Origin of the sequence: Bartonella sp. AC130YNZD, assembly GCF_042196865.1 — a bacterium.
Classification (GTDB): domain Bacteria; phylum Pseudomonadota; class Alphaproteobacteria; order Rhizobiales; family Rhizobiaceae; genus Bartonella.
On sequence record NZ_JBHIQZ010000001.1, the window covers coordinates 1 to 20,647 of the forward strand.

At 35.8% G+C, this 20,647-nt stretch carries 14 protein-coding genes and 2 tRNA genes; 9 read left to right on the forward strand and 7 right to left on the reverse strand.

Annotated features, from left to right (window positions below; all coding sequences use genetic code 11):
- The first annotated feature begins 767 nt into the window (after positions 1 to 767).
- The 8 genes from ACFINU_RS00005 to ACFINU_RS00040 all read left to right on the forward strand — a co-directional run bounded on the left by ACFINU_RS00005 (position 768) and on the right by ACFINU_RS00040 (position 7,279).
- Positions 768 to 1,286 carry a hypothetical protein gene (locus ACFINU_RS00005; RefSeq protein WP_375667275.1) on the forward strand — a complete coding sequence of 173 codons (519 nt, stop codon included), beginning with the start codon at positions 768 to 770 and terminating at the stop codon, positions 1,284 to 1,286.
- Between the two features lie 59 nt (positions 1,287 to 1,345).
- Positions 1,346 to 1,738, forward strand: coding sequence for a hypothetical protein (locus ACFINU_RS00010; protein ID WP_375617561.1), 393 nt, complete (start codon positions 1,346 to 1,348; stop codon positions 1,736 to 1,738).
- Between the two features lie 52 nt (positions 1,739 to 1,790).
- Positions 1,791 to 2,996: an ATP-grasp domain-containing protein gene (locus ACFINU_RS00015; protein ID WP_375617560.1), complete on the forward strand. Its 1,206-nt coding sequence runs from the start codon at positions 1,791 to 1,793 to the stop codon at positions 2,994 to 2,996.
- Between the two features lie 165 nt (positions 2,997 to 3,161).
- A complete protein-coding gene (locus tag ACFINU_RS00020; RefSeq protein ID WP_375617559.1) occupies positions 3,162 to 3,422 on the forward strand; it encodes a hypothetical protein in 261 nt (86 codons plus the stop codon).
- The gene (locus ACFINU_RS00025; RefSeq protein ID WP_375606207.1) at positions 3,388 to 3,477 is read left to right on the forward strand and encodes a YqcI/YcgG family protein; all 90 of its coding nucleotides are present in this window, start codon (positions 3,388 to 3,390) and stop codon (positions 3,475 to 3,477) included. Before ACFINU_RS00020 ends, ACFINU_RS00025 begins: the two co-directional genes overlap by 35 nt.
- Positions 3,478 to 3,584: 107 nt before the next feature.
- Positions 3,585 to 3,716: a YqcI/YcgG family protein gene (locus tag ACFINU_RS00030; protein ID WP_375639959.1), complete on the forward strand. Its 132-nt coding sequence runs from the start codon at positions 3,585 to 3,587 to the stop codon at positions 3,714 to 3,716.
- Positions 3,709 to 4,032 (forward strand): cupin domain-containing protein, encoded by a 324-nt coding sequence (locus ACFINU_RS00035; protein ID WP_375617558.1) that lies wholly within the window; start codon positions 3,709 to 3,711, stop codon positions 4,030 to 4,032. The genes ACFINU_RS00030 and ACFINU_RS00035 overlap by 8 nt, the downstream gene beginning before the upstream one ends.
- 2,026 nt (positions 4,033 to 6,058) lie before the next feature.
- Positions 6,059 to 7,279 carry an MFS transporter gene (locus ACFINU_RS00040; RefSeq protein ID WP_375617557.1) on the forward strand — a complete coding sequence of 407 codons (1,221 nt, stop codon included), beginning with the start codon at positions 6,059 to 6,061 and terminating at the stop codon, positions 7,277 to 7,279.
- 474 nt (positions 7,280 to 7,753) lie between these two features.
- On the opposite strand, the gene ACFINU_RS00045 is transcribed toward ACFINU_RS00040, so the two are convergent.
- The 4 genes from ACFINU_RS00045 to rplU form a co-directional block, all read right to left on the reverse strand.
- Positions 7,754 to 7,843: transfer RNA gene (locus ACFINU_RS00045), tRNA-Ser, on the reverse strand.
- Positions 7,844 to 9,101: 1,258 nt separating this feature from the next.
- Complete coding sequence (gene ptsP / locus ACFINU_RS00050) at positions 9,102 to 11,633, reverse strand: phosphoenolpyruvate--protein phosphotransferase (protein WP_375617556.1); 2,532 nt, start codon at positions 11,631 to 11,633, stop codon at positions 9,102 to 9,104.
- A 1,413-nt stretch (positions 11,634 to 13,046) separates the two neighbouring features.
- Positions 13,047 to 13,316 carry a 50S ribosomal protein L27 gene (gene rpmA, locus ACFINU_RS00055; RefSeq protein WP_273723965.1) on the reverse strand — a complete coding sequence of 90 codons (270 nt, stop codon included), beginning with the start codon at positions 13,314 to 13,316 and terminating at the stop codon, positions 13,047 to 13,049.
- Between the two features lie 12 nt (positions 13,317 to 13,328).
- On the reverse strand, positions 13,329 to 13,802 hold the full coding sequence (gene rplU, locus ACFINU_RS00060; RefSeq protein WP_375617555.1) for a 50S ribosomal protein L21: 474 nt from the start codon (positions 13,800 to 13,802) through the stop codon (positions 13,329 to 13,331).
- A 284-nt stretch (positions 13,803 to 14,086) separates the two neighbouring features.
- On the opposite strand from rplU, the gene ACFINU_RS00065 reads away from it, so the two are divergent.
- Positions 14,087 to 14,176: transfer RNA gene (locus tag ACFINU_RS00065), tRNA-Ser, on the forward strand.
- A gap of 328 nt (positions 14,177 to 14,504) precedes the next feature.
- Here ACFINU_RS00065 and pgi read toward each other — a convergent pair.
- The 3 genes from pgi to ACFINU_RS00080 form a co-directional block, all read right to left on the reverse strand.
- Positions 14,505 to 16,169 (reverse strand): glucose-6-phosphate isomerase, encoded by a 1,665-nt coding sequence (gene pgi, locus ACFINU_RS00070; RefSeq protein WP_375667278.1) that lies wholly within the window; start codon positions 16,167 to 16,169, stop codon positions 14,505 to 14,507.
- A gap of 190 nt (positions 16,170 to 16,359) precedes the next feature.
- Positions 16,360 to 19,497 (reverse strand): efflux RND transporter permease subunit, encoded by a 3,138-nt coding sequence (locus ACFINU_RS00075; RefSeq protein WP_375617553.1) that lies wholly within the window; start codon positions 19,495 to 19,497, stop codon positions 16,360 to 16,362.
- A complete protein-coding gene (locus tag ACFINU_RS00080; protein WP_375617552.1) occupies positions 19,494 to 20,633 on the reverse strand; it encodes an efflux RND transporter periplasmic adaptor subunit in 1,140 nt (379 codons plus the stop codon). Before ACFINU_RS00080 ends, ACFINU_RS00075 begins: the two co-directional genes overlap by 4 nt.
- Positions 20,634 to 20,647: the final 14 nt, after the last annotated feature.

Sequence of the window (20,647 nt, forward strand, 5' to 3'; positions counted from 1 at the left end):
TAAATTAAACCTATAAGCTTATGACAGGTTCAAACAGTTAATTTCTTTAATGCCATTTTAGAGGTTTTTCCCAATTTTTGGAAAAATTATATGATCTCTATTTTCTATAAATGCGTATCTTTTGGTACAATTTATCTTATAACAGTTTCAAACGATTACCCTCTTATAGGTAATAAGATATTGCTATAGCATTTTTAGATTTTACGCTTCTCAATTTTGAAAACTGTAATTTTATGTTTTTATCATGTGATTAACAATCCAATCTTTAAAACAAGATGGGATCTTTAAACGTATGTTATCGATAATTCCAAACGACTAAATTTTTAAACAATGTGATTTGTGCTGTGATAAAAACGTATCATAAAATTTATAAACTGTTATGAATGATATCTGCTTTTCATTTCATTTGAATGCAACCATGCGTTATAATATTTACATCATGATTTTCTTTTTATGGTCTATTCATAGATGCCAATCTTATATAAAAAATGGTCAAATGAATCATACATAAAAAGATGGATTCTTGAGTGAATTCATATAAAATAATTGCAAGTAAACTATTGACTTTATTGTGTTTTTTGATATTATATCGGATAAACTGATGTTTCGGTTTTATGGGCTTGTTGTCCTGCTGTATCTTTCTGATATGGTTCTATTCTTAAGTAATTTTTGGAATGCTTATCGCATAACATCCTCATCGGTTTTCCTGGGCGTAACCATGGCTTTGGGCACCCTTATGCCCTATCTTTTGAAAAAAAAGCGGTCTTGTGTGCATTAAAGCCTCACTGCGGTTGGTCGATTTATACAAAAGGCGGATCATTATCTATAGCCTTCTTTTATTGATTGCACTTTTCCATTACGCTGATTTCCCCTTTGGTTTTATCGCTGTCTCTATCTCTATCGGCTATCTCTCTTTGATTACCTTAAGCACACTCGAGACTTATAATACTAAACTAGCACTTAGTGGTTATATTAGCGCCCAAAAGGCTTCCCGCATTATGCAAACAGTGGTGCAAATTGGCGCCTTTTTGGGAGCAGCACTAAGTGGTTATCTCTTAGAAGCGACCAGCCCTCGAGGGGCAGCAGCTGAAATCGGTTATAATGGTTTGATTGTGACACTTTGTGTGTTTGACATCATTATAAGCCTTATAGCCGAATATATCATCTTTTCTGATGAATATAATGCTACAGATACCACAGCACTTGCAACTGGTAAGAAGCCAGCACACCTACACCGCAAGTGGATGGGCTCTCCCGTGAGCTTAAACTTTTATGCGTCTGCATAGGACTTATTGGCTTTCATATTTGCGCTTATAATACGCTGGCAACTATTCTTTTTCAGAGTGTGAAAAATTTTGGCTCTGAATATTATGGGCTTTGCAGTGCGGTTGCGGGCGTGAGCGCTTTTTTGGCTGCTTTTATCAAAATCCCTCGTTTTGAATTTATTCTCCCAGCCCTTATGTTGAGCGTAGCTGATCTTATTTTTAGCACCACACAATCGCCCTATTTGGCTGTGGTCTTTTGCTTTTTTATTGGCTTTTCAATGAATACCATGCGAATTAATGCCCGCAAACATACGATTGAAGCGACCAAAACAGAGGCTCAAGCAGAGCTGGTGGGAAGCTATAGCGGCATGCTTTATACTCTCTCCCAATCGGCAGTTATGTTATCCTTGGTCTTCTTACGAGCTCTCCCCTTATGGGTCCTCAAGCAGCTGTTTATCTTCTCCCCCTTATAGGGTTGATAATCTTTATTTATGTTCTTTTCCTTTTATCGCAGCGGAACAAAGTATGAGAAAACCTATTCTTATTGTCGATCCTTTCTCCACGGGTGCCCTCTATGGCCCTGCTTTGCAAAAATTAGGCTATGCTTGTTATGGTGTTGTCTCTCAACAAGCTCCTTTTTCACACTATATACTTTCTTATCAGGGAGAGGGCATGGCAGAAGCGAAGCTTCATAATGTAGATGAGATAAAGAAACGCTTTCCTATCGGCACGATAGAGGCTGTAATAGCGGGTGCCGAAAGAGGTATCTATTGTGCAGAGCAATTGGCGGCTTATTATGGTTGTCTTGGGAATAACCCCTTGACTACCGATTGGCGACGGAAAAAAGCAGCGATGCAAAAACGCCTTTGTGAAAATGGTTTATCTTACATCCGATCAAAGATTCTTACAAAAAACGATTGTACTCTCGATGGTTTTGAAAGCCACAGCGGCTATGTGGTAAAGCCAAATGATTCTGCAGGGAGTGATGGTGTTTTGTTTTTCTCTAATCTTGAGGAAGTATTAACGTGGACCTCTGAAAACGACTGGAAGAAAAAAAATATTTTTGGCGCACCTAACGAGGACTATTTGCTCCAAGAAAGATTGGAGGGAGAGGAATACATCGTCGATGCCGTTGTAAAGGGAGAGGCTATAAAAATATGTAGTTTGTCACGATATAAAAAAGGTATTCATAATGGAAGTACTTTTGTTTATGAAACGCTTGATGTGCTTGATTCTCAAGATCCCTCTTATGCCTCTCTTATCTCTTATGCAAAACAATGCATTCGCGCGCTGGGGATTGAATATGGACCTGCGCACATGGAAATCATGCAAACAGCTCGCGGTCCAGTAATGATCGAAGTAGGAGCCCGCCTCCACGGAGGAATTGCACCCACCTTGTTCGCACATTGCTATGAAGATGATTTACTTGAAAGCTCCGTTAACCTTATTGCAGGCATGTTTTCGCAAACACCAAGTCGCTTTAAGAAAAAAGGGCGTATTATCTTCCTTATCAACGAAATCGACGGTCATATTATAAAAGATGTTAACGTATGGCGGCAAAAGCTTCATTCTTGGGAAAATGTGGTTCATTTTATGCTCTTTTTTAAAGAAAACGAGCCCCTCCCCCTAACCATCTATTTAAATACCTGCCCAGCTATTATAGCAATTTGGGGACACAATGATGATGAATTATCAGCTTTGGAGAGGATCATTCGTAGCAATTTCTTATAAAATACAACAATTGGGAGGAAAACATGGATTCAGCAGCGCAAACAATTGAAAATATAGACAAATATTAAAAATGGAAGCAAATCATTTTTAAAGAATTCAATCCAACCATGAATAACACAATTAGGACTTTTCTGCCTATTCGGTGTAAATGGATACTCAAAAAATATGCTTAGATTTGGGTTTTACAACAAGCTAACCTCAAAAAATATGATGGAAGATCTGATAACTTATTGCGATAATTATAAAAGTTTTGGAAAGAACACATCTTTTGTTGCATTCGAGGAGCCGGTCCCATACAAAGTATCGAAGTTTATAGAGAAAAATTCTGATCTATGCTTAAAAATTTGCGAGATTTTGACAACCGAGAATGACCTAAGTATACACAAAAAATATGTACAATCGTCTATGGGAGTTCTGCTTTCATAGCGAACCTATATTCATAGTTTGCAATACCCCGTCTTATATAAACAGAATTAAGTAAGTTCTATATTTATGTTAACTTTCCAGCTTAAGTGTTTTTTCTGATCTTCTCTCTACAGAACAAAATGCATTCTCGTTGTAGGAAAAAAGCTTGAACCTTTTGATATTATCACAAAATCTCCTTTTTTAGGAAAATATGGCGAACCCCAAAATAGAGAATGGACGCAATATTTTCTGCAAGACAACACTATTGAATCCCTACCTTGCTCATATCATCTAATGAAACACGATAATGATTAAGTTTTCTAAAATTAAATTAAATAAAAATATCTGTGATATATTCAAAATGACGCTTCCAGAGCAAGGATCAATAGAGATACAAAGAGATTTTCCAAAAAAAATACACGATTGGCATATTCACCAGGTCGATGAAACTCTCTTAATTATAGAGGGAGAGCTAGATTTTTTCTATAGCGAAAAACATATAACCTGTACACCAGGAGATATTATACATCTACCTGCCGATACAAGGCACAAATCAATTGGGGCAGATGTAGGATGCATATATGCAATTGCTACAGAAAATCTCACTATTGGAGATATTAGAGATGGGTAACCGCACGCTCTTTAATGGATTCTTTCTCATACAGGATTTTATTCTTTTACTCCTGCTTCCCATAATGTGCCCATAGATTCTGCGGAAAATAAGGCTATGCAGTTTACGTCCTCTACCCAAACCAACGTAGAAACTTTTCAGAAACGGCATTTTACAGCACAAAATAGAACGTTATTCTTTAGGAAAAAAATGGATCAAGCTTAACGGATTAAACAAAAAGGAAATAATTTTGTTTACAGCTTTATTGTCGAGCATTCACGAATGGATTCTGGTATTATCTCTATCTGAAACTCCCTACAAGCATGAAGCAGAAAAGTTATCAAGCATATTTAGTATACCTAATGAAAACTGCTATTACAATGCGTGATGACTCTAAAATGTAGATGGATTTGAATTTTTAAATATTGCATCACTTTATTTCCATACTTTTTAAATAATATTCAATAACTTAAGTAAAATAAATATTTTTATTTTGAGTTTTGTTGTGTTGTTAATCTAAAGCATGTGAAGAGAATATATTAAAGAATTAAAATATTTATATATCGAAATTGAAGATGTCCTATTTTACCCAAAAAAGAACTATGATGACATAGGTGAATTTAGCTATTAATCTTTTGTTGCCAACAAGTGGAAAAATGATGCTGAATGTAGAAAAAATTGCATAAGAACCTTTAACAAAAATGATTAAAATTTAGATAGAATTACAAGGTATAAAATAAAATTTATTCCATCAGCGCTGCAATTTTTTCTGGTTAATTTATTCTACCAATATCATTAAAGCTTTCTTCTAATGACATCGTCTATCATTGGAGGAAGATATATGATTGTTTTTCGAATTATGACAGCACACAAATTTCGTGATTTATTTTGTCCATTAAAAGATGTTTGTTAGTTGAGTAAGTTTTAAAATACATAGCATTCCGTATAATGTAGTGTGTATGTATAAAACTTCTCAGGAAGATCGTGTTAATAGCAATGTTTAAGGGGGCTTTTTTGGGAAAGATTTTACAGCAATTACGAGTATCTCTAGAATGAAAAGCACTGATTTTTAGAACAGAGAAAAACATTGATTATAACAGTTTATTAAGCTAAACGCAGAATATTATTCTAATAATTGATGGTTAATTGTAACGGGATAGTTTTTTGATAATCATAAAGAAAAAGGTATAGAGCGTGTTTCTTTTAGTTAAGGAAAAGTATTACTCATTTTTCTTTCTAAAAGTAAGCAAATTCAAAGATAATTTTTTGTTCTTGTAGTGGTGAGAAAATAATTGTCGAAGTCAGTGAAGGGGAGATTCCAATAGATTGTTACAAAGTTTAATAAAAGTTGGAATACTTAAAAATTCTTAGTTCCTATGATGATTTAGGAATACCAGATTAGGATACGGAGAATTCAAGAGCTCAAAACTTTGTGATAATATTGGTTTAGAATTACATCTTGTTCATTCAGACGAGATGAGCCCGTTATTATATGTCACAGAGACATATGGGTGGAGAATTTTAAAAAAGCTTATTCAGAATCTGACTTAAAGGTTATTGGAACTTTAGTAGTAAGATTGGCTTGGTCTCATATTTCTCAAAAATTAGCAACCAATCTTGTTGTGACTAGACTAAATTTGGAAGATCTGCTCACTGAGCGTTTTTATAATATTGTGAAATGATAAAAATATTAATATTTCTTCTTGTCCCACACATGAAGCGGATGCTATTTATAATTATTATCCGTTGCACCATTGTCCGAAATATATTTTAAGTGGTTGTCATTTGAAATATGCCTTGGAAAATTATTTGGCAAGAGAGCGTACTTATATGTATTGGAAAGTAATTTCCTATTATTTGTCTCAATCTATGGGTACAACGTTGTCAAGTATAGAATTCATGCTGACAGATGACTTGCGAAAAATAAGTGTCTATAACGCATTTAGACTAAAATTTTACGAAAAACTGGAATTTAGTCCCGAAACATATTCGACAATGGAGAAAATCATAAAATGGCTTGAATCTCTGTTTAAAAGGGAAGAGGCTATTGCGTAATTCTGTTTTTCTTATGATTGTGGTTGGTTGTTTGACGAGTTTTTGTGCTAGTGGTATATTATCTATTGGTCTTTCTTTGTTACAATTCCAAGATACAACGGGAAAAGCGTCTGCTACTTTAAATGTCGTTAATTTAATCGCAATTGGAATTGCTGGTTTATGTTTGGGAAATGTGTTGGCGCACTATCAAGGCTTTATAATTGGGTTTTATAGTCAAATTATTTGCGCTTGTTTATTGTCTTTCTTATTATTTATGAACAATCCGGTACTTATTTTATTTGTATTTTTTTTACTTTCTCTCTTGATGGGGGCTGATAATCCAAATAACAATAGTGCCTTGAATCTGCTGGTTCCAGCTCCCAAACAAAAAGCTGGAATTTTTGCATTTTATACTAGTTGCTGTCAGTTTTTTGTTATTATATCCCCGTTGCTTATATATTTTATAATTGCGCATTTGGGGCACAAAATAGCCATAGCCTTTATTGTATTTATCTATCTTTTGAATGCCAGCTTATGGTTTCGTATAAAGTCTATACAACACCTAAACAGAGTAAAAGAGCTATTAAAAAAGCCATCTCAAAAGGCTTATGGAGTTGGTTTTAGATGCCTTTGGCGGATTTCTGCGTTGCGGTTTTTAACGATTAATCGTATTTTGAATAATTCTCTCTATACGGGGCCTATTGTTTTATTGCCACTTGCTCTTGCTTCTATAACATCAGATAACATAAAATTTACAGCTATTCAAAATTCTATTTTTGCTTTGTCAGCACTGGGTTTTGTGATCAATGGTCTTATCTCATCTTATTATTTACGGAAATTTCCATCTTTAATTCGTTTTTTTGTATGGGGGGCACCGGCTTTTGCCGTGATCGCAATCTCTTTTGTTTTATATTTAAATTTTACTCAATATTCCCTTTATATCATGGGGTTTTTATTAGGTATTGGGCAATTTTATTTTAGGGTATCGGGAATAACAATTGGACAAGCTATCACACCTAGTGAAAATTTAGCCGAGGTTATTTTGGCAGGCGATGCCAGTGTGCGCATTATAACAGCTTTATTCTCTATTGTGCTTTTATATGCAGGAAAATTTTTTTCATTTTCTATATTATACGTCCTGTGTGTATTTATAGGCTTTTGCGCCCCTTTATTTATTTTGCACGGACTATCTATTTACATACAAAGCTTAGAGATAAAAGAAAGTGCCGCATGAATGATGTTCAATTATTATATTACGTCAGCCTTTTTTTGATTATCGTATAGATAAAAATTTTGTACAAATATTCATGACATTAATTTTAAATGAGCACATTGCGTGAAAAAAGCTGAGGTATTCGTTATCTCTGATGTGGATAAAACGCATTTAGCCCGTTAATCAACAAAATTGCAAATAGCACTATGATCACCATTAATTCTAAAAGCTCTACCAGAAGTTAGTGATAATGGCAAAAATCCTTTAATGATATTTGAAGAGATCGTTTATGCTAGATCAGGTTATCTAAAGATCGAGAGAAGAGGAGCTTAGAAATTATAAAATTGATGAAAATTCAATAGTAATTTCTAAGTGTACATAATGACAGGCATAGATCGGCGCGAACTAGTCAATTTCAAACAATAAAAAATCCTGCAAATGCTGAGCTTTTTAAACTATGTCATATCAAGCATATGAAAGTTCGTTTTAAATTAATGGCGGAGAGAGAGGGATTCGAACCCTCGATATGGTTTCCCATATACACGCGTTCCAGGCGTGCGCCTTCAACCACTCGGCCACCTCTCCAGAAGTTTGCACTATACCCAGAAAGAAATAACGTGCAAGTCTAAACTATACATTCAAAACCCAAAAAACAAATTCATTTATTAAAGTAAGAGCTTTTATCTGTTGAATAACAAGCACATCCCTTCTTTTTAAGAAAAAACTTTTTTCGTGGATAGGTTTGTAGAATACAATAATGAGAATAAAAAGATTGTCACCAGTTATAAACTTTCATGCTCATTTACGCACTTTCTGCTTCACAAAAAAAATACTTCTCTTAAAATTGGCATACAGTCCATAGTTTTACACAACCAAATAATTAAAATCACTTACTTATACGTCATAGGAAGGGATGGTATGTGGGGGAAGAACATTTTAAGAGAGGATAAGTGGCTCTTATGCATTTTCTTAAATAGCACGAATTTTTGCAACATTGAGAGCTGTAAAATAGTGTGATGGTGTCAGTTTTCTCTTTCATAGGATTATATAATAAGCCCTACTCTAAATCCTCTATTCAATTTCACACTTCTATATTTAGTTGATACTAAAGAAAATAAAATTCAGAAAAAAACTTTGCATTTTTAATTTAATATGTATGAATATATTTTATTTTCTGAAATGAAAAAATAGTCTCATTTTGATCAAATACAAAATAATAAAAATGCAAACCTGTTTTCATTTTTACCATATACTTTTAAATTCAGCTTTACAGTTTTCAAAATATCTAAAGTAATCTCAATTATTTAAAAGAAATTACGTATTACTTCATACTTTTGATTATCGCATTCTTTAAGCGTGATATGGTCTCATCACAAAACAGAATACTCTAAAAATACTATTTTCTTTCTCATCCACACGTTTGTAAAAAAACATCTCTTAAAGCTTGCCACATCTACCTCATACGGTATCTATGAATGGTATAAAATCTATTGGATAGCATCATCTTTCCTTAAATAAAAAGTAAAAGCCAAGTACTATCAAGCTATTTGTCGCCTAATGTTAAAATATCTATTGCTATTTGAGAGAATGCATAAAAGGAATTTATTCTTTCTTAGAGTGTTTTTATCCATACATTACTCCTCCTTGTAATGTATAAAAGAGTAATTTTTATTAATTAAATATAGAGAACTTTAAAACGAAAAAAACCTACAATATTCAGGGTTCTCATTATGTAAAACGATAAATTACCATTATAAATTAATATACTGTATTAATGTTTTACAGCACTAAAGATCTGATTAGTCTGCAAAATGAGCTCGTTCTTTCCCCTTAATGTTCTTTATCACCTTATACCCTTGCTTAGAGCACGTACAGCTCGTGCAGTTTCACATTGTAATGCTTTTTGTGCTAAAATTTTCATATCTTCAAAACTATGAGTCTGTAAACACGCCTTTACTGGAGAAATATCGCAAGATATCATAGAAAGCTCATTAATTCCCAATCCAGTCAAAATCATTGCACCAAAAGGATCTCCAGCCATACCACCACATACACTAACCCAACACTTATGTTGTGCAGCTCCCTGAATAGTCTGATAAATCATACGCAAAACTGCTGGATCAAGGCTATCAGCTTCAGATACAAGGTACGGATTTTGCCGATCAACAGCCATTGTATACTGTGTTAGGTCATTGGTTCCAATTGAAAAAAAATCAACATGGGCGCTCAATACATCTGCCATAATGGCCGCTGCTGGAACTTCGATCATAATACCAAGTTTTAATTTTGGTGCATTAATATCGTTGCGGATTTCTTCTGCAATCTTTTTTATAGCGACAATCTCTGAAACAGACATGACCATCGGAAACACAATCCATAGATCTCCACCCTCTTTTGCCGCTCGATATAAAGCACGTAATTGAGGCACAAAAAGATCACGTCGACGTAACAAAAGCCGCGTTCCTCGAACACCTAAAAAAGGATTGTCCTCTTTAGATAAATGTAAATGCGTAACCTGTTTATCTCCACCAATATCAAGTGCACGAATAATTAATGGCTTATCTCCTACAGCTGTAATCATCGCCCGATATATATTAAATTGTAGCTCTTCATCCGGAATATATGGATTCTCTAAAAACAAAAATTCCGTGCGCATGAGTCCAACACCTTCAGCCCCTAAATCAAGCGCAACAGGAACCTGATTTGCGTAGTTGACATTAGCCATGATACGAATTCTTTGACCATCTGTCGTTTGCGCTGGTAATCTACATGCATTTATTTCACTGACACGTTTTTGCGCAACAGTATCAATATGCCTTTGAGCATCTTCAACGTCTTCAAGCGTAGGATCAAGGTAAATAAACCCGTTATCGCCATCAATAATAGCCTGAATATCAGACTGAATTACTAAAATATCATCACCTGCAGCAACAACCATTGGAATACCAAGAGTACGCGCCAAAATAGCTGTATGAGATAATGGACCTCCCCATGCTGTTGCTAATCCTTTTACCCTTGTACAATCAAGTTGTGCTACATCAGAAGGAGAAAGGTCATTTGTAACCAGAATTACACCATGTGGAATATCATTTAAAAAGAACGATCTATAGGATGGATTGATTTCACCTAAAACACGTCGACCAACATCAACTAAATTAACAGCACGTGCTGCTAACAAAGGATTATCTACCTTAAAAAACATATCTGAAAATTGACGAACCGCTCTATCCCAAGACCAAGCGACACCATGACCTTCCGCTATAAAACGACAAGCTTGAGCTATTAAATTTTCATCTTCAAGCAAAACCATTTGCGCAGAAAAAATCGCAGCAGAATCTGCTCCCATACGCACTGTAATATCAGAAATCACAGATGCCATTTTATGTTTTGTTTTTGTAAGAGCATTTTCAAGACATGCTGCACCAGCTGCAAAATCAATTGGCTGATCTATTATGGAAATATCATTTTGCCTTAAAACAAAAATCTTACCAAATGCTAATCCTGAACTCGCTCCAACACCAGAAATGCCTTTTTGCATAGAGCGTGGATACCAACCATGAAAAGCCTTTGTTTGAGATTCCATTGCTCTCATCAGACATTTTTCACTAATACTCACTTTTTTTGCAATAGCAATGGCATCATTGAGAAGTTGTGCTCCTTCTGCAGCATCTGTAGAAAAAATCAGAACATCACCATTTTTTGCTCCTAATTGCAATAAACCAACCAAATTTTTCATTTCAACGGTATATTGACCATGGCGAACTCTGATAGAGTTTTGAGCCTTTTTCGCAAAATCAACCCATAGAGAAGCTGGTCGTGCATGAAGACCACTTGGATAATCTAAAGTCCATTCCTGACACACCGAAAGGTCACCAATAAAAGTTTTTTCTATCTTCATCTCTTGGTCAAACAAAGTTGTAACAATTTGCTGTTTGTCCATAGTTGTTGCAAGTACTTCAAGCTGTTTTTTATCAAATAAAAGAGACGTCAATTTTTTACAAATTTCTCTATAGCGATCTGGACACGCTGCAATGGCAATAACCAAATATGCTTTCTTGCCATCCTGCCACTCAACACCAGCAGGCACCTGTATAACAGCAACAGCATCCTTGATAATTAAATCACGATTTTCAGCCATACCATGAGGAATGGCTATACCATTTCCAAGCCAAGTATTGGTTGTTTCTTCACGTGCAAGCATGCTTGCCAGATAACACTTATCAACTGCACCAACCTGCACAAGCAATTCAGCAGCAGCATAAATTGCATCATTTTTATGATCAAAAGCAGCTGCAAGTTGTACAGATCTTATAGACAAGATTTCACCATCAGTAAAATCTACATTCATTGCTTCTGCTTTCTCATATCTAATCATGAATTCAAATTGCCTCACATTTGAACACCAATATCTCTGATACATTCCTTTTCAAAGCTGCATTTCCCAAAATACAAGCTATAAATACCACCACAGCTCTCTTTATATTTTACAGAATATAGCTAAGTGAGGTGCTTAAATACCTCAATATAACCGATAAAACAATTAGATATTATTATCCACCTAAGTGCTTAAAACCATCATAAGCAAGTCTGCCTCTTACTCTTTTACTTTACAAAGACAAAACCCCGTTTTTTACAGCACCAATCACCTGAAAAACTATGCTTTCAAAATGCTCTCATTATCCTAAGTTGATCCTAAGTTATCCAACATAACTTTTCATTATTCTCCCTACAAGAAAGCATCCTTCCCAATCATCCGTAACTTCAGCTAATATTTTAATTGATTCCTCAAAGTTTATTTAACCTATTATCCCTCTTTATAAATTCATTACATATTACAAATTGCTCCATGCAACTTATCATCTTTAAAATTCCGTGCTGCCCATCTTATGATATCAAACCCTCGATATATAATATTTATATATTTTAAACTACACCTTTACTTCAATCAATATCGCAAATACACAATACCCTCTGTCGCACATTTGCAAAGTACGAACATCCCCCCAAGCACCATTATCAATTACCAAAATCAAGAAAAACTCTACAAATAAGATAAATAAAGTAAAAAATGAAAAGCAATTATTGCCTTAACCCTAGCTCTTATGCTTGTTTATTTTCAATAATACACAATAATAGTGAAATCAGAAAAAATATTCTTGAAGGGCGCTGATTGCACGTTGGTTATTTTTATATCTTTAAACACCGTACTCCTTAAAAATATAATTTCACTCTCGATTTACCGAAAACTCCTTAATGCACGTCACTTTCAAAGTAGTTTTGACTACCTTCTTATGGATTTTTTATCCCTATGTCTTTTTAAATGAATAGCCCCACCTATCCACACTACCACCTAAAAACAGTATGACAACTCATCAATACCACAATGCCGATAAAAAGATCCATCTTTATCAAAATGATTACATCAATAATGCTCTCATTAAATTTCTCATAATTTTCTGAAAACAAACTGCTTCTCTTATAAAAAATTACTCGACGCTTCTTCATACATAAAAAGAAAGTCTCTCCTCACTGATTATTATACAGAAACTTATCAACAAACTCTATCATAATATCAATATGTTCAGTACTTAAATACTAACATAACAGCGCACAAACTTTTTCCCTCATTGAGAAAAGCCATTTCCCCAATTCTACCTTTTTATCTTCTACATTTATTATAGTACCAACGCAAAAAGGGAAAGATGAGATTCATCTTTCCCTTTGAATACTTATAAAACCACAACTACAATTCAATGAAATCCCGTTGATGGCTAGAAAGTGTTACAGATTACTCTGCTGCCTCCACCATAGGAATGACTGAAACATAGGAACGATTACCCGCTTTGCGTTGAAAAGAAACCTTTCCATTTGATAATGCAAAAAGCGTATGGTCTTTTCCAATGCCGACATTGTTTCCAGGATGCCAACGTGTACCACGCTGGCGAATAATAATATTTCCGGCAATAACGGTTTCACCACCAAATTTTTTAACGCCTAGACGTTTCGATTCTGAATCACGACCATTACGCGAGGAACCACCAGCTTTTTTATGTGCCATAGACGCTCTCCTTTAATCTTTCTTACTCTTTGATGCTACAGACGCTTTCTTCTGCGGCGCAGTCTTTTTTTCAACCGTTTTTTTAGCCGTCTTCTCAACAGAAACAGCAGCTTTTGTTTCTTTAGTTTCTTCTTCTTTTATCGGTTTCGCAGCAACTTTTTTAGGTTCTGAACCACCCATTAAAATTTCTAAAACACGAAGCCTCGTAAATTCTTGACGATGGCCACGCGTGCGTTTAGAATTTTGACGACGGCGCTTCTTAAATGCGATAACCTTGCGTCCACGTGCCTGTTCTAAAATCTCAGCTGTCACCAATGCATCAACAACGACAGGGATACCAATAACCGCATTACCTTCTTGCCCAACCATTAATATGTCATTGAATTCAACTACATCACCCGCATTTCCACTAACTTTTTCAACTTTTACCACTTGATTAGCAACAATGCGGTATTGCTTACCACCAGTTTTAATGACTGCGAACATTTTTTATCCTTCCGTTCACTCCAGCTCTTATTTAATTTCTGCCTTGAAATAAGGGAAAATAGGCTGCTTTTTATCAGTCGTAATAGATCTCAAAGAAGGATAAAACCTTCTTCAACACAAATATGCGCAGATTTCCCCACGCTTATATTTTGTATATATGAAGGAATTTCTATTCTCTGTCAATAAAGTCCCATAAAAAAGAAAAAAAGGTTGTACCAAAAACAATTGAAGGTTATCTACCCTTATACACTCAAATAGTGCCGATTTTTGTTTCACTTTATTATGGAGAGATGGCTGAGTGGTTGAAAGCACCGCACTCGAAATGCGGCATAGGGGCAACTCTATCGGGGGTTCAAATCCCTCTCTCTCCGCCACAGTTTATAAAGCGATATTGTAGCTTGCCAGTTGTTGTTGTAGCTTGCCAGCGGGTTTTGTATATTTTGCCACTAGGTTTTGTACCAATTTATTTTTTTTCAAGAGTTTTTAAGGTGTTCTCAAAGGGTTTTCAAAGACCTCTCAAAGGTCTTTATCGTTTTTGCGAATAAATTCTCATTTTTACAATTTTTGCACTTTTTTGATTTTCTGTTACATAAATCTAATCCAGATAATAAGAGAACGTATAGTAAAATTAAAGAATTATCTCATATTTCTCTCTCATTCTACTTTTGCTTAGTTAGTACAAAAACTACTGTAAAATTATATTTATTTTGCACGTCTTGCTTGAATATGTGCTAGCAACCCTAATGTTGAACTATCACGATTATCCGCTTTACTTTCTCCACGAAGAATTGGTAATAACTCGTTTGCTAATTCTTTACCAAGTTCAACACCCCATTGATCAAATGAATTAATATTCATTAAAATCCCTTCAACAAAAGTGCGATGTTCATAAAGCGCAATAAGACGACCGAGTGCAAAAGGTGTTAATGAATCTTGAACCAGCGTAATGCTGGGACGGTTTCCTTTAAAACTTCTATGACGTGCTAAATGGTCTGCTTCACCCTCATCAACTCCATTTTTTATCAAGATATGCCGAGCATCTTCAATACTACGCCCCTTCATCAAGGCTTTTGATTGTGCTAAACCGTTTGCTAGCAACATCTCATACATAGAATGTAATTTTTTCTCATGCCCTTTTATAAATAAAATAAATTCTACAGGAATAATATCTGTTCCTTGATGCAGAAGCTGAAAAAAAGCATGTTGACTATTTGTTCCTGAATCCCCCCAAACAATTGGACCACTTGAAAAACTTAATGGTTTTCCATCCAGCGAGACTTGCTTACCATTTGATTCCATATCAAGCTGTTGTAAATAAGCTGGAAAATGTATTAAACGCTGTGCATAAGGAATGATCGAACGTGATGAATAACCACAAATAACACGATGCCAGAATCCTAAAAGAGCAAAACGAATAGGAATATTTTTATGTAAAGGCATAGTTTTAAAATGTTGGTCCATTTGCAAAGCACCATTGAGAAATTGGCGAAAATTTCCACCACCTATTGCAAACATAACAACAAGTCCAATGGCTGACCAAATTGAATAACGTCCTCCAACCCAATTCCAAAATTTAAAAACTCTTGTGGAATCTATGCCAAATTCTGCCACTTTATCAAGCGCACTTGAAACAGCAACAAAATGCGTACAAACGGCTTCTTCTCCTAAATGTGAACAAATCCACTGACGTGCAACTTGAGCATTGACCATTGTTTCAGCCGTTGTAAAAGTTTTAGAAGCAATGACAAACAGCGTTGTTGCTGGATTCAAAATAGAGAGAGTATCAGAAATATGGGCACTGTCAGCATTCGAAACAAAATGACACTGTGGACCATCATGATAAGGTTTTAAAGCATATGTGACCATTGCAGGACCAAGATCAGAACCACCAATACCAATATTGACAATATCACTTATTCTCTCGCCACTGCTTCCCTTATAGCTTCCATCACGCACCTTTTCAGAAAATCTTTCCATATCTTCAAGGACGTCTTGAATATCGCGAATAAGATTATGACCATCCAACATGAAAATTTCATCAGCAGGTAAACGTAATGCAATATGAAGAACTGAGCGTTTTTCAGTTGTATTAATCGCCTTACCAGAAAACATTGCATCACGCCGGCCTAACACATCTGCTGCGACCGCTAAATCATCTAGAATTTGCAATGTTTTAAATGTCACACCACATTTTGAAAAATCGAAAAGAAGATCATCAAGTCTGAGGGAAAAATGGGAAAAACGCTGTTCATCTTCTACAAAATGCCGACGAATATCATAGACCCCATCCTTTGCGGCATGGTTTCTTAAAGCTTTTAATGTGGCTTTAAAAGCCATTTCATTTCGAATCGAAAAGCTATCTCCCATAAGCTTATCCTATACGGTTATTGATAATGAAATCTATGCCCAAACAATAACAAAGCAGAAAGCATCTCCTTTATTGGTCGCTATTTTCACTGCTCACATAAAAATGAAGGAATATACAAAATATAAAGGATAAGATCCGAAAATGATATTTTTACAAGAATAAACTTTCAAATCTTTTCTATCATATACATCATTTAACTTGATTGAGTTCTTTTGTTAAACGTAAATCTTCTTCTGCTTTTGGTCTTATAAAACGCCCTAAAAAAAGATAAACAACCGGTGTAACATAAAGCGTAAAAATAGTTGCTAAACCTAAGCCACCAACGATAACCCAACCTAAAGCTATACGAGCTTCTGCGCCAGCACCTTTGGCCAAAACCAAAGGAATACCTCCTAAAATGGCACAAATCATTGTCATACAAACTGGACGAAGGCGAATGTTTGCTGCTTCTTCTACGGCTTCACGCACGCTTCTTCCCTGATCGCGTAATTGATCTGCAAATTCAACAATGAGAATACCATTTTTTGCCATAACACCAATTAACAAAATTAATCCAATTTGGCTGTAAATATTAAGACTTACACCACTTAATAGCATAGCAATTACAGCACAACCAATCCCTAATGGGACAGTGGCCATGATAATGAATCCTGAAATAAAGCTTTCAAACTGAGCAGCCAAAATCAATAAAATAATCAAAAAGGCAATGCCAAAAACAATCATAAAATTGGAAGATGTTTCATTAAGCGTTTCGGCTTCCCCTAAAGGAACCAAGTAGGTTCCTTTCGATAACAAAGGAGAAGCAATTTTCTGTACAGTTTGGTAGGCTTCCCCTAAAGCAATATCTGGAGCAAGATTTGCGCTTAAAATAACAGCACTCATGCGTTTTTCCCGTTTTAGTTGGGGAGTAATAGCTTTTTCATGTAAACGCGCAATAACCGATAAAGGAACATATCGATTGTCTTTGGTTTTTAAAAAAATATTTTCTAAATCGCTAGGACTCTTCATAGAATTTGTACGCGATATCAATTTAACATCGTAAGAATGATCATCCACGTTAATGGAACCAATCTTTTTACCATCCAACATTGCTTGTAATGTATCGCCCAAATTCGTGATATCAATCCCTAAATCGGAGGCTTTTTTTCGATTGATTTCAATAAAAAATTGCGGTTGTGTTGCATCAACAGTAAGGCGTGGGCGAATAAAACGCGGATCATCTTGTAAAGCACTAACCAGCTTATCAGCAATGGGTTGTAATGTTGCATAATCATTGCCAAGAATTGCAAATTGCAACCCTTGCCCAGTTCCACTCACACCTAGAGAATTTCCCTGCGCAGCAAACACAAAAACTGCGGGAAACTGTTTAACCTTTGCATTAACATCTTTCACGATTTCTTGCTGACTACGTAAACGTTTATTCCAAGATGAAAGCAATAAAATCAAAAAAGCAGTATTGGGTGAACCTCCAATACCCGCGATAGAGTAACTGTTAGCAATCTCCCCTGCATCACGTAATGGCTGTAGACTTGCTTCAATTTGCTCTACCTGCTCGTTCAAATATTGTGTCGAAATACCTTGTGGTCCATTAATAACCAAAAAGATAAGAGCTCTATCTTCTGCTGGCGTTAATTCCTGTTGCAGTTTCATATAGCCCCCAATACAAAGCCCCCCAAAAATAAGTGAAGCAAAAACAACAGCCCAAGGTTTTTCTAAACACTTATGCAAACTGTACGTATATGCCTTATGAAAAAAAGTACCTAATTTATATAAAAAAGTAAAATAATGATGGGACTTTTCCTCTTTCTCCTCAATATGTTCTTTGAGAAAACGTGAAGCCAACATGGGACAAAGCGTTAAAGCAACAACTGAAGAAAGCAAAATAGAAATTGCCAAAACAAAACCGAATTCTCTAAAAAGTCCTCCAACTTGCCCAGGAAGAAAGGAAATAGGAACAAACACAGCCACTAATGTCAATGTTGTTGCTAAAACAGCAAAAAATACTTCACGTGTTCCTATCACCGCTGCTGCTCTGGAACCTAATCCCATGTTGCGCCACCGAACAATATTCTCAAGAACAACAATGGCATCATCCACAACAAGCCCTGTTGCTAAAACAAGTCCTAAAAATGTGAGAATATTCAATGAAAACCCTACAAGATAAATAGCTGCAATGGTACCAATCAAAGCGACAGGAAGAGATAAAGCAGGTATCAGCGTTACACGAATGTCTCTGAGAAAAAGAAAAATGACCAAGATAACGCTCAAAATAGCAATGACCAAAGCAACTTCAACCTCATGAAGAGCGCTTTTAATAAAAATTGCATCGTCATTAATAACGTCTATATTTACAGAAGAAGGAACAATACTTTTGAGATTATCAACAACGGCTCTCACACCTTCAGAAATATTAAGAGTGTTGGATTGTGCTTTACGCACGATACCTAATCCAATACCTGTCTTTCCATTGATACGAAGAATAACTGTTTCTATATCCGGCGATAAAGTAACATGCGCAACATCACCAAGATGCACATGAGGCTTTAAAACAACTTGTTCAAAAGATTCTGGTGTTGTTAAACGTGCAGTAGCACGTACAACTAAAGTTTGCTTAGAATTGCGTAATGACCCTACTGGCACATCTGTTGTCATATCAGCAAGAACACGTGAAATATCTGCTACAGTTAATCCATAACTTGCAAGTTTTGCTTGATCTATATCAATCTGAAAAATCTTTGTGCGAGCACTATCGACCTGTACATCACCAACACCATCAACAGCAGAAATAGCATCAACAATCTGATCGTTTACAATCGTGGTTAAATCATCAACACTCATTGTTGGTGACGTTACAACCAAATACATCATGGCAGCAGCATTCGAATCTGCTTTAATAATCAAAGGCAAATCCGCATCTTTCGGTAAAGAATAGGTAACACGAGAGAGAGCATCACGAATATCAGATGCAGCAACATTCAAATCAACACCGACATTAAAGTTAATCTTCACACGGGAGCGTCCAAAAGAAGACGTTGAAGAAATCGCCTTAACACCTGAAACACGAGAAACAGCATCTTCTATAATTTTTGTAACTTCACGATCAATTGTTTCCGCCGATGCACCAGAAAACATCGTCACAATCGTTGTTACGGGAGTATCAACATCGGGTAATTCTCTTACATCAACATTTAACCATGCTGCAAATCCTGCAATGATGATCATAGCATTCAAAACAAGAGTAAAAACCGGTCTGCGAATAAATAAGGTAATGAGACCACCTTGCTCCACCTTTGACGTAGGCTGTTTTGTGCTCAATTCTTGGCTCATTGTATATCCGTTCCATAACCTACTGATAATTGCTGTTGAAGAGACTTTGGATCATCAATAGTTACTTTACTTCCTGGATAAAGCATTTGCACCCCTTGAATGACAACTTGATCACCATTTTCTAGGGGAGCTTTCACGAAAACCTGATCCGCTTTATGCTGAATAATTGTTACGGGAATAGACTCTACTTTTCCTTCTCTCACACGCCAAACGAATGATCCTTTACTATTCCATTGAACTGCAAGAGGATTAACGACAGGAAAAGAACCACCATGAAACTGCAAGGAAACAGAAAAGGACATACCAGACATGAGCGTATCTTTTTCATTATTGATTTCAACCTGAACATGAAGTGTGCGACTTTCTGGATCAACGATATTATCAATCGCATAAATATGACCAACAAAAGATCTATCTGGCTGCGCGATTAACGTTGCCGTTACCTCATCTCCTTCATTGATGCGCGACACATATCGTTCAGGGGCCCATATATCGACCAAAATACGTTCTCTATTCTCAATACGGCCTATTACAGTATTAAGGGCCACGTTATTTCCCGCATCAACGGGCAAAATACCAACAACTCCAGGAATCGGTGCTCGAATTGTTCGCCGATCGAGATCTAATTCAGCATTACGCAAAACTAAATTTGCGTTATCCAACTCTAAGCGTGCCATAATTTCTTGAACTTCCGTTGCTGTATTGCTGGCGCGTAATTTAAGAATGCGCGAAAGCGTTAACGCATTGTTATCACGTTGCACTTTTGCTTTTGCAGCCGCTATTTCTTCTTTTTTAGAATCAAGCTTTGCAATCACATCATCGGCTTGTACTTTTGTACCCGCTGATACAAAAAGCTTATCAATAACACCTGAGGATAAAGGGGTAAGCTCGACTTCTGCAAGAGCTTTTCCACTCCCAAGAACGTTAAGTTGTTCATAAAGATCTTGAACTTTTACAAGATCAACGACAACATTTACCGGTGGACTTCCCATTTTTTCATTTGAAGCTTTATCCGATACTCTTGTTTTATCCACCATAGAAATGTGTTGGTCCGCACTCTTTTTTCCAGCCCAATAGGTAACCGTTAAAACAACGATTAAAAACACCAATGGAAAGCTCTTTTTTAATAACGCCATACATCCGCCCTTGC

Coding starts and splice junctions, on each gene's coding strand:
- ACFINU_RS00015 (WP_375617560.1), top strand. CDS start 1,791: ATGAGAAAACCTATTCTTATTGTCGATCCTTTCTCCACGGGTGCCCTC.
- ACFINU_RS00020 (WP_375617559.1), top strand. CDS start 3,162: ATGCTTAGATTTGGGTTTTACAACAAGCTAACCTCAAAAAATATGATG.
- ACFINU_RS00025 (WP_375606207.1), top strand. CDS start 3,388: ATGTACAATCGTCTATGGGAGTTCTGCTTTCATAGCGAACCTATATTC.
- ACFINU_RS00035 (WP_375617558.1), top strand. CDS start 3,709: ATGATTAAGTTTTCTAAAATTAAATTAAATAAAAATATCTGTGATATA.
- ptsP (WP_375617556.1), bottom strand. CDS start 11,633: ATGATTAGATATGAGAAAGCAGAAGCAATGAATGTAGATTTTACTGAT.
- rpmA (WP_273723965.1), bottom strand. CDS start 13,316: ATGGCACATAAAAAAGCTGGTGGTTCCTCGCGTAATGGTCGTGATTCA.
- rplU (WP_375617555.1), bottom strand. CDS start 13,802: ATGTTCGCAGTCATTAAAACTGGTGGTAAGCAATACCGCATTGTTGCT.
- pgi (WP_375667278.1), bottom strand. CDS start 16,169: ATGGGAGATAGCTTTTCGATTCGAAATGAAATGGCTTTTAAAGCCACA.
- ACFINU_RS00075 (WP_375617553.1), bottom strand. CDS start 19,497: ATGAGCCAAGAATTGAGCACAAAACAGCCTACGTCAAAGGTGGAGCAA.
- ACFINU_RS00080 (WP_375617552.1), bottom strand. CDS start 20,633: ATGGCGTTATTAAAAAAGAGCTTTCCATTGGTGTTTTTAATCGTTGTT.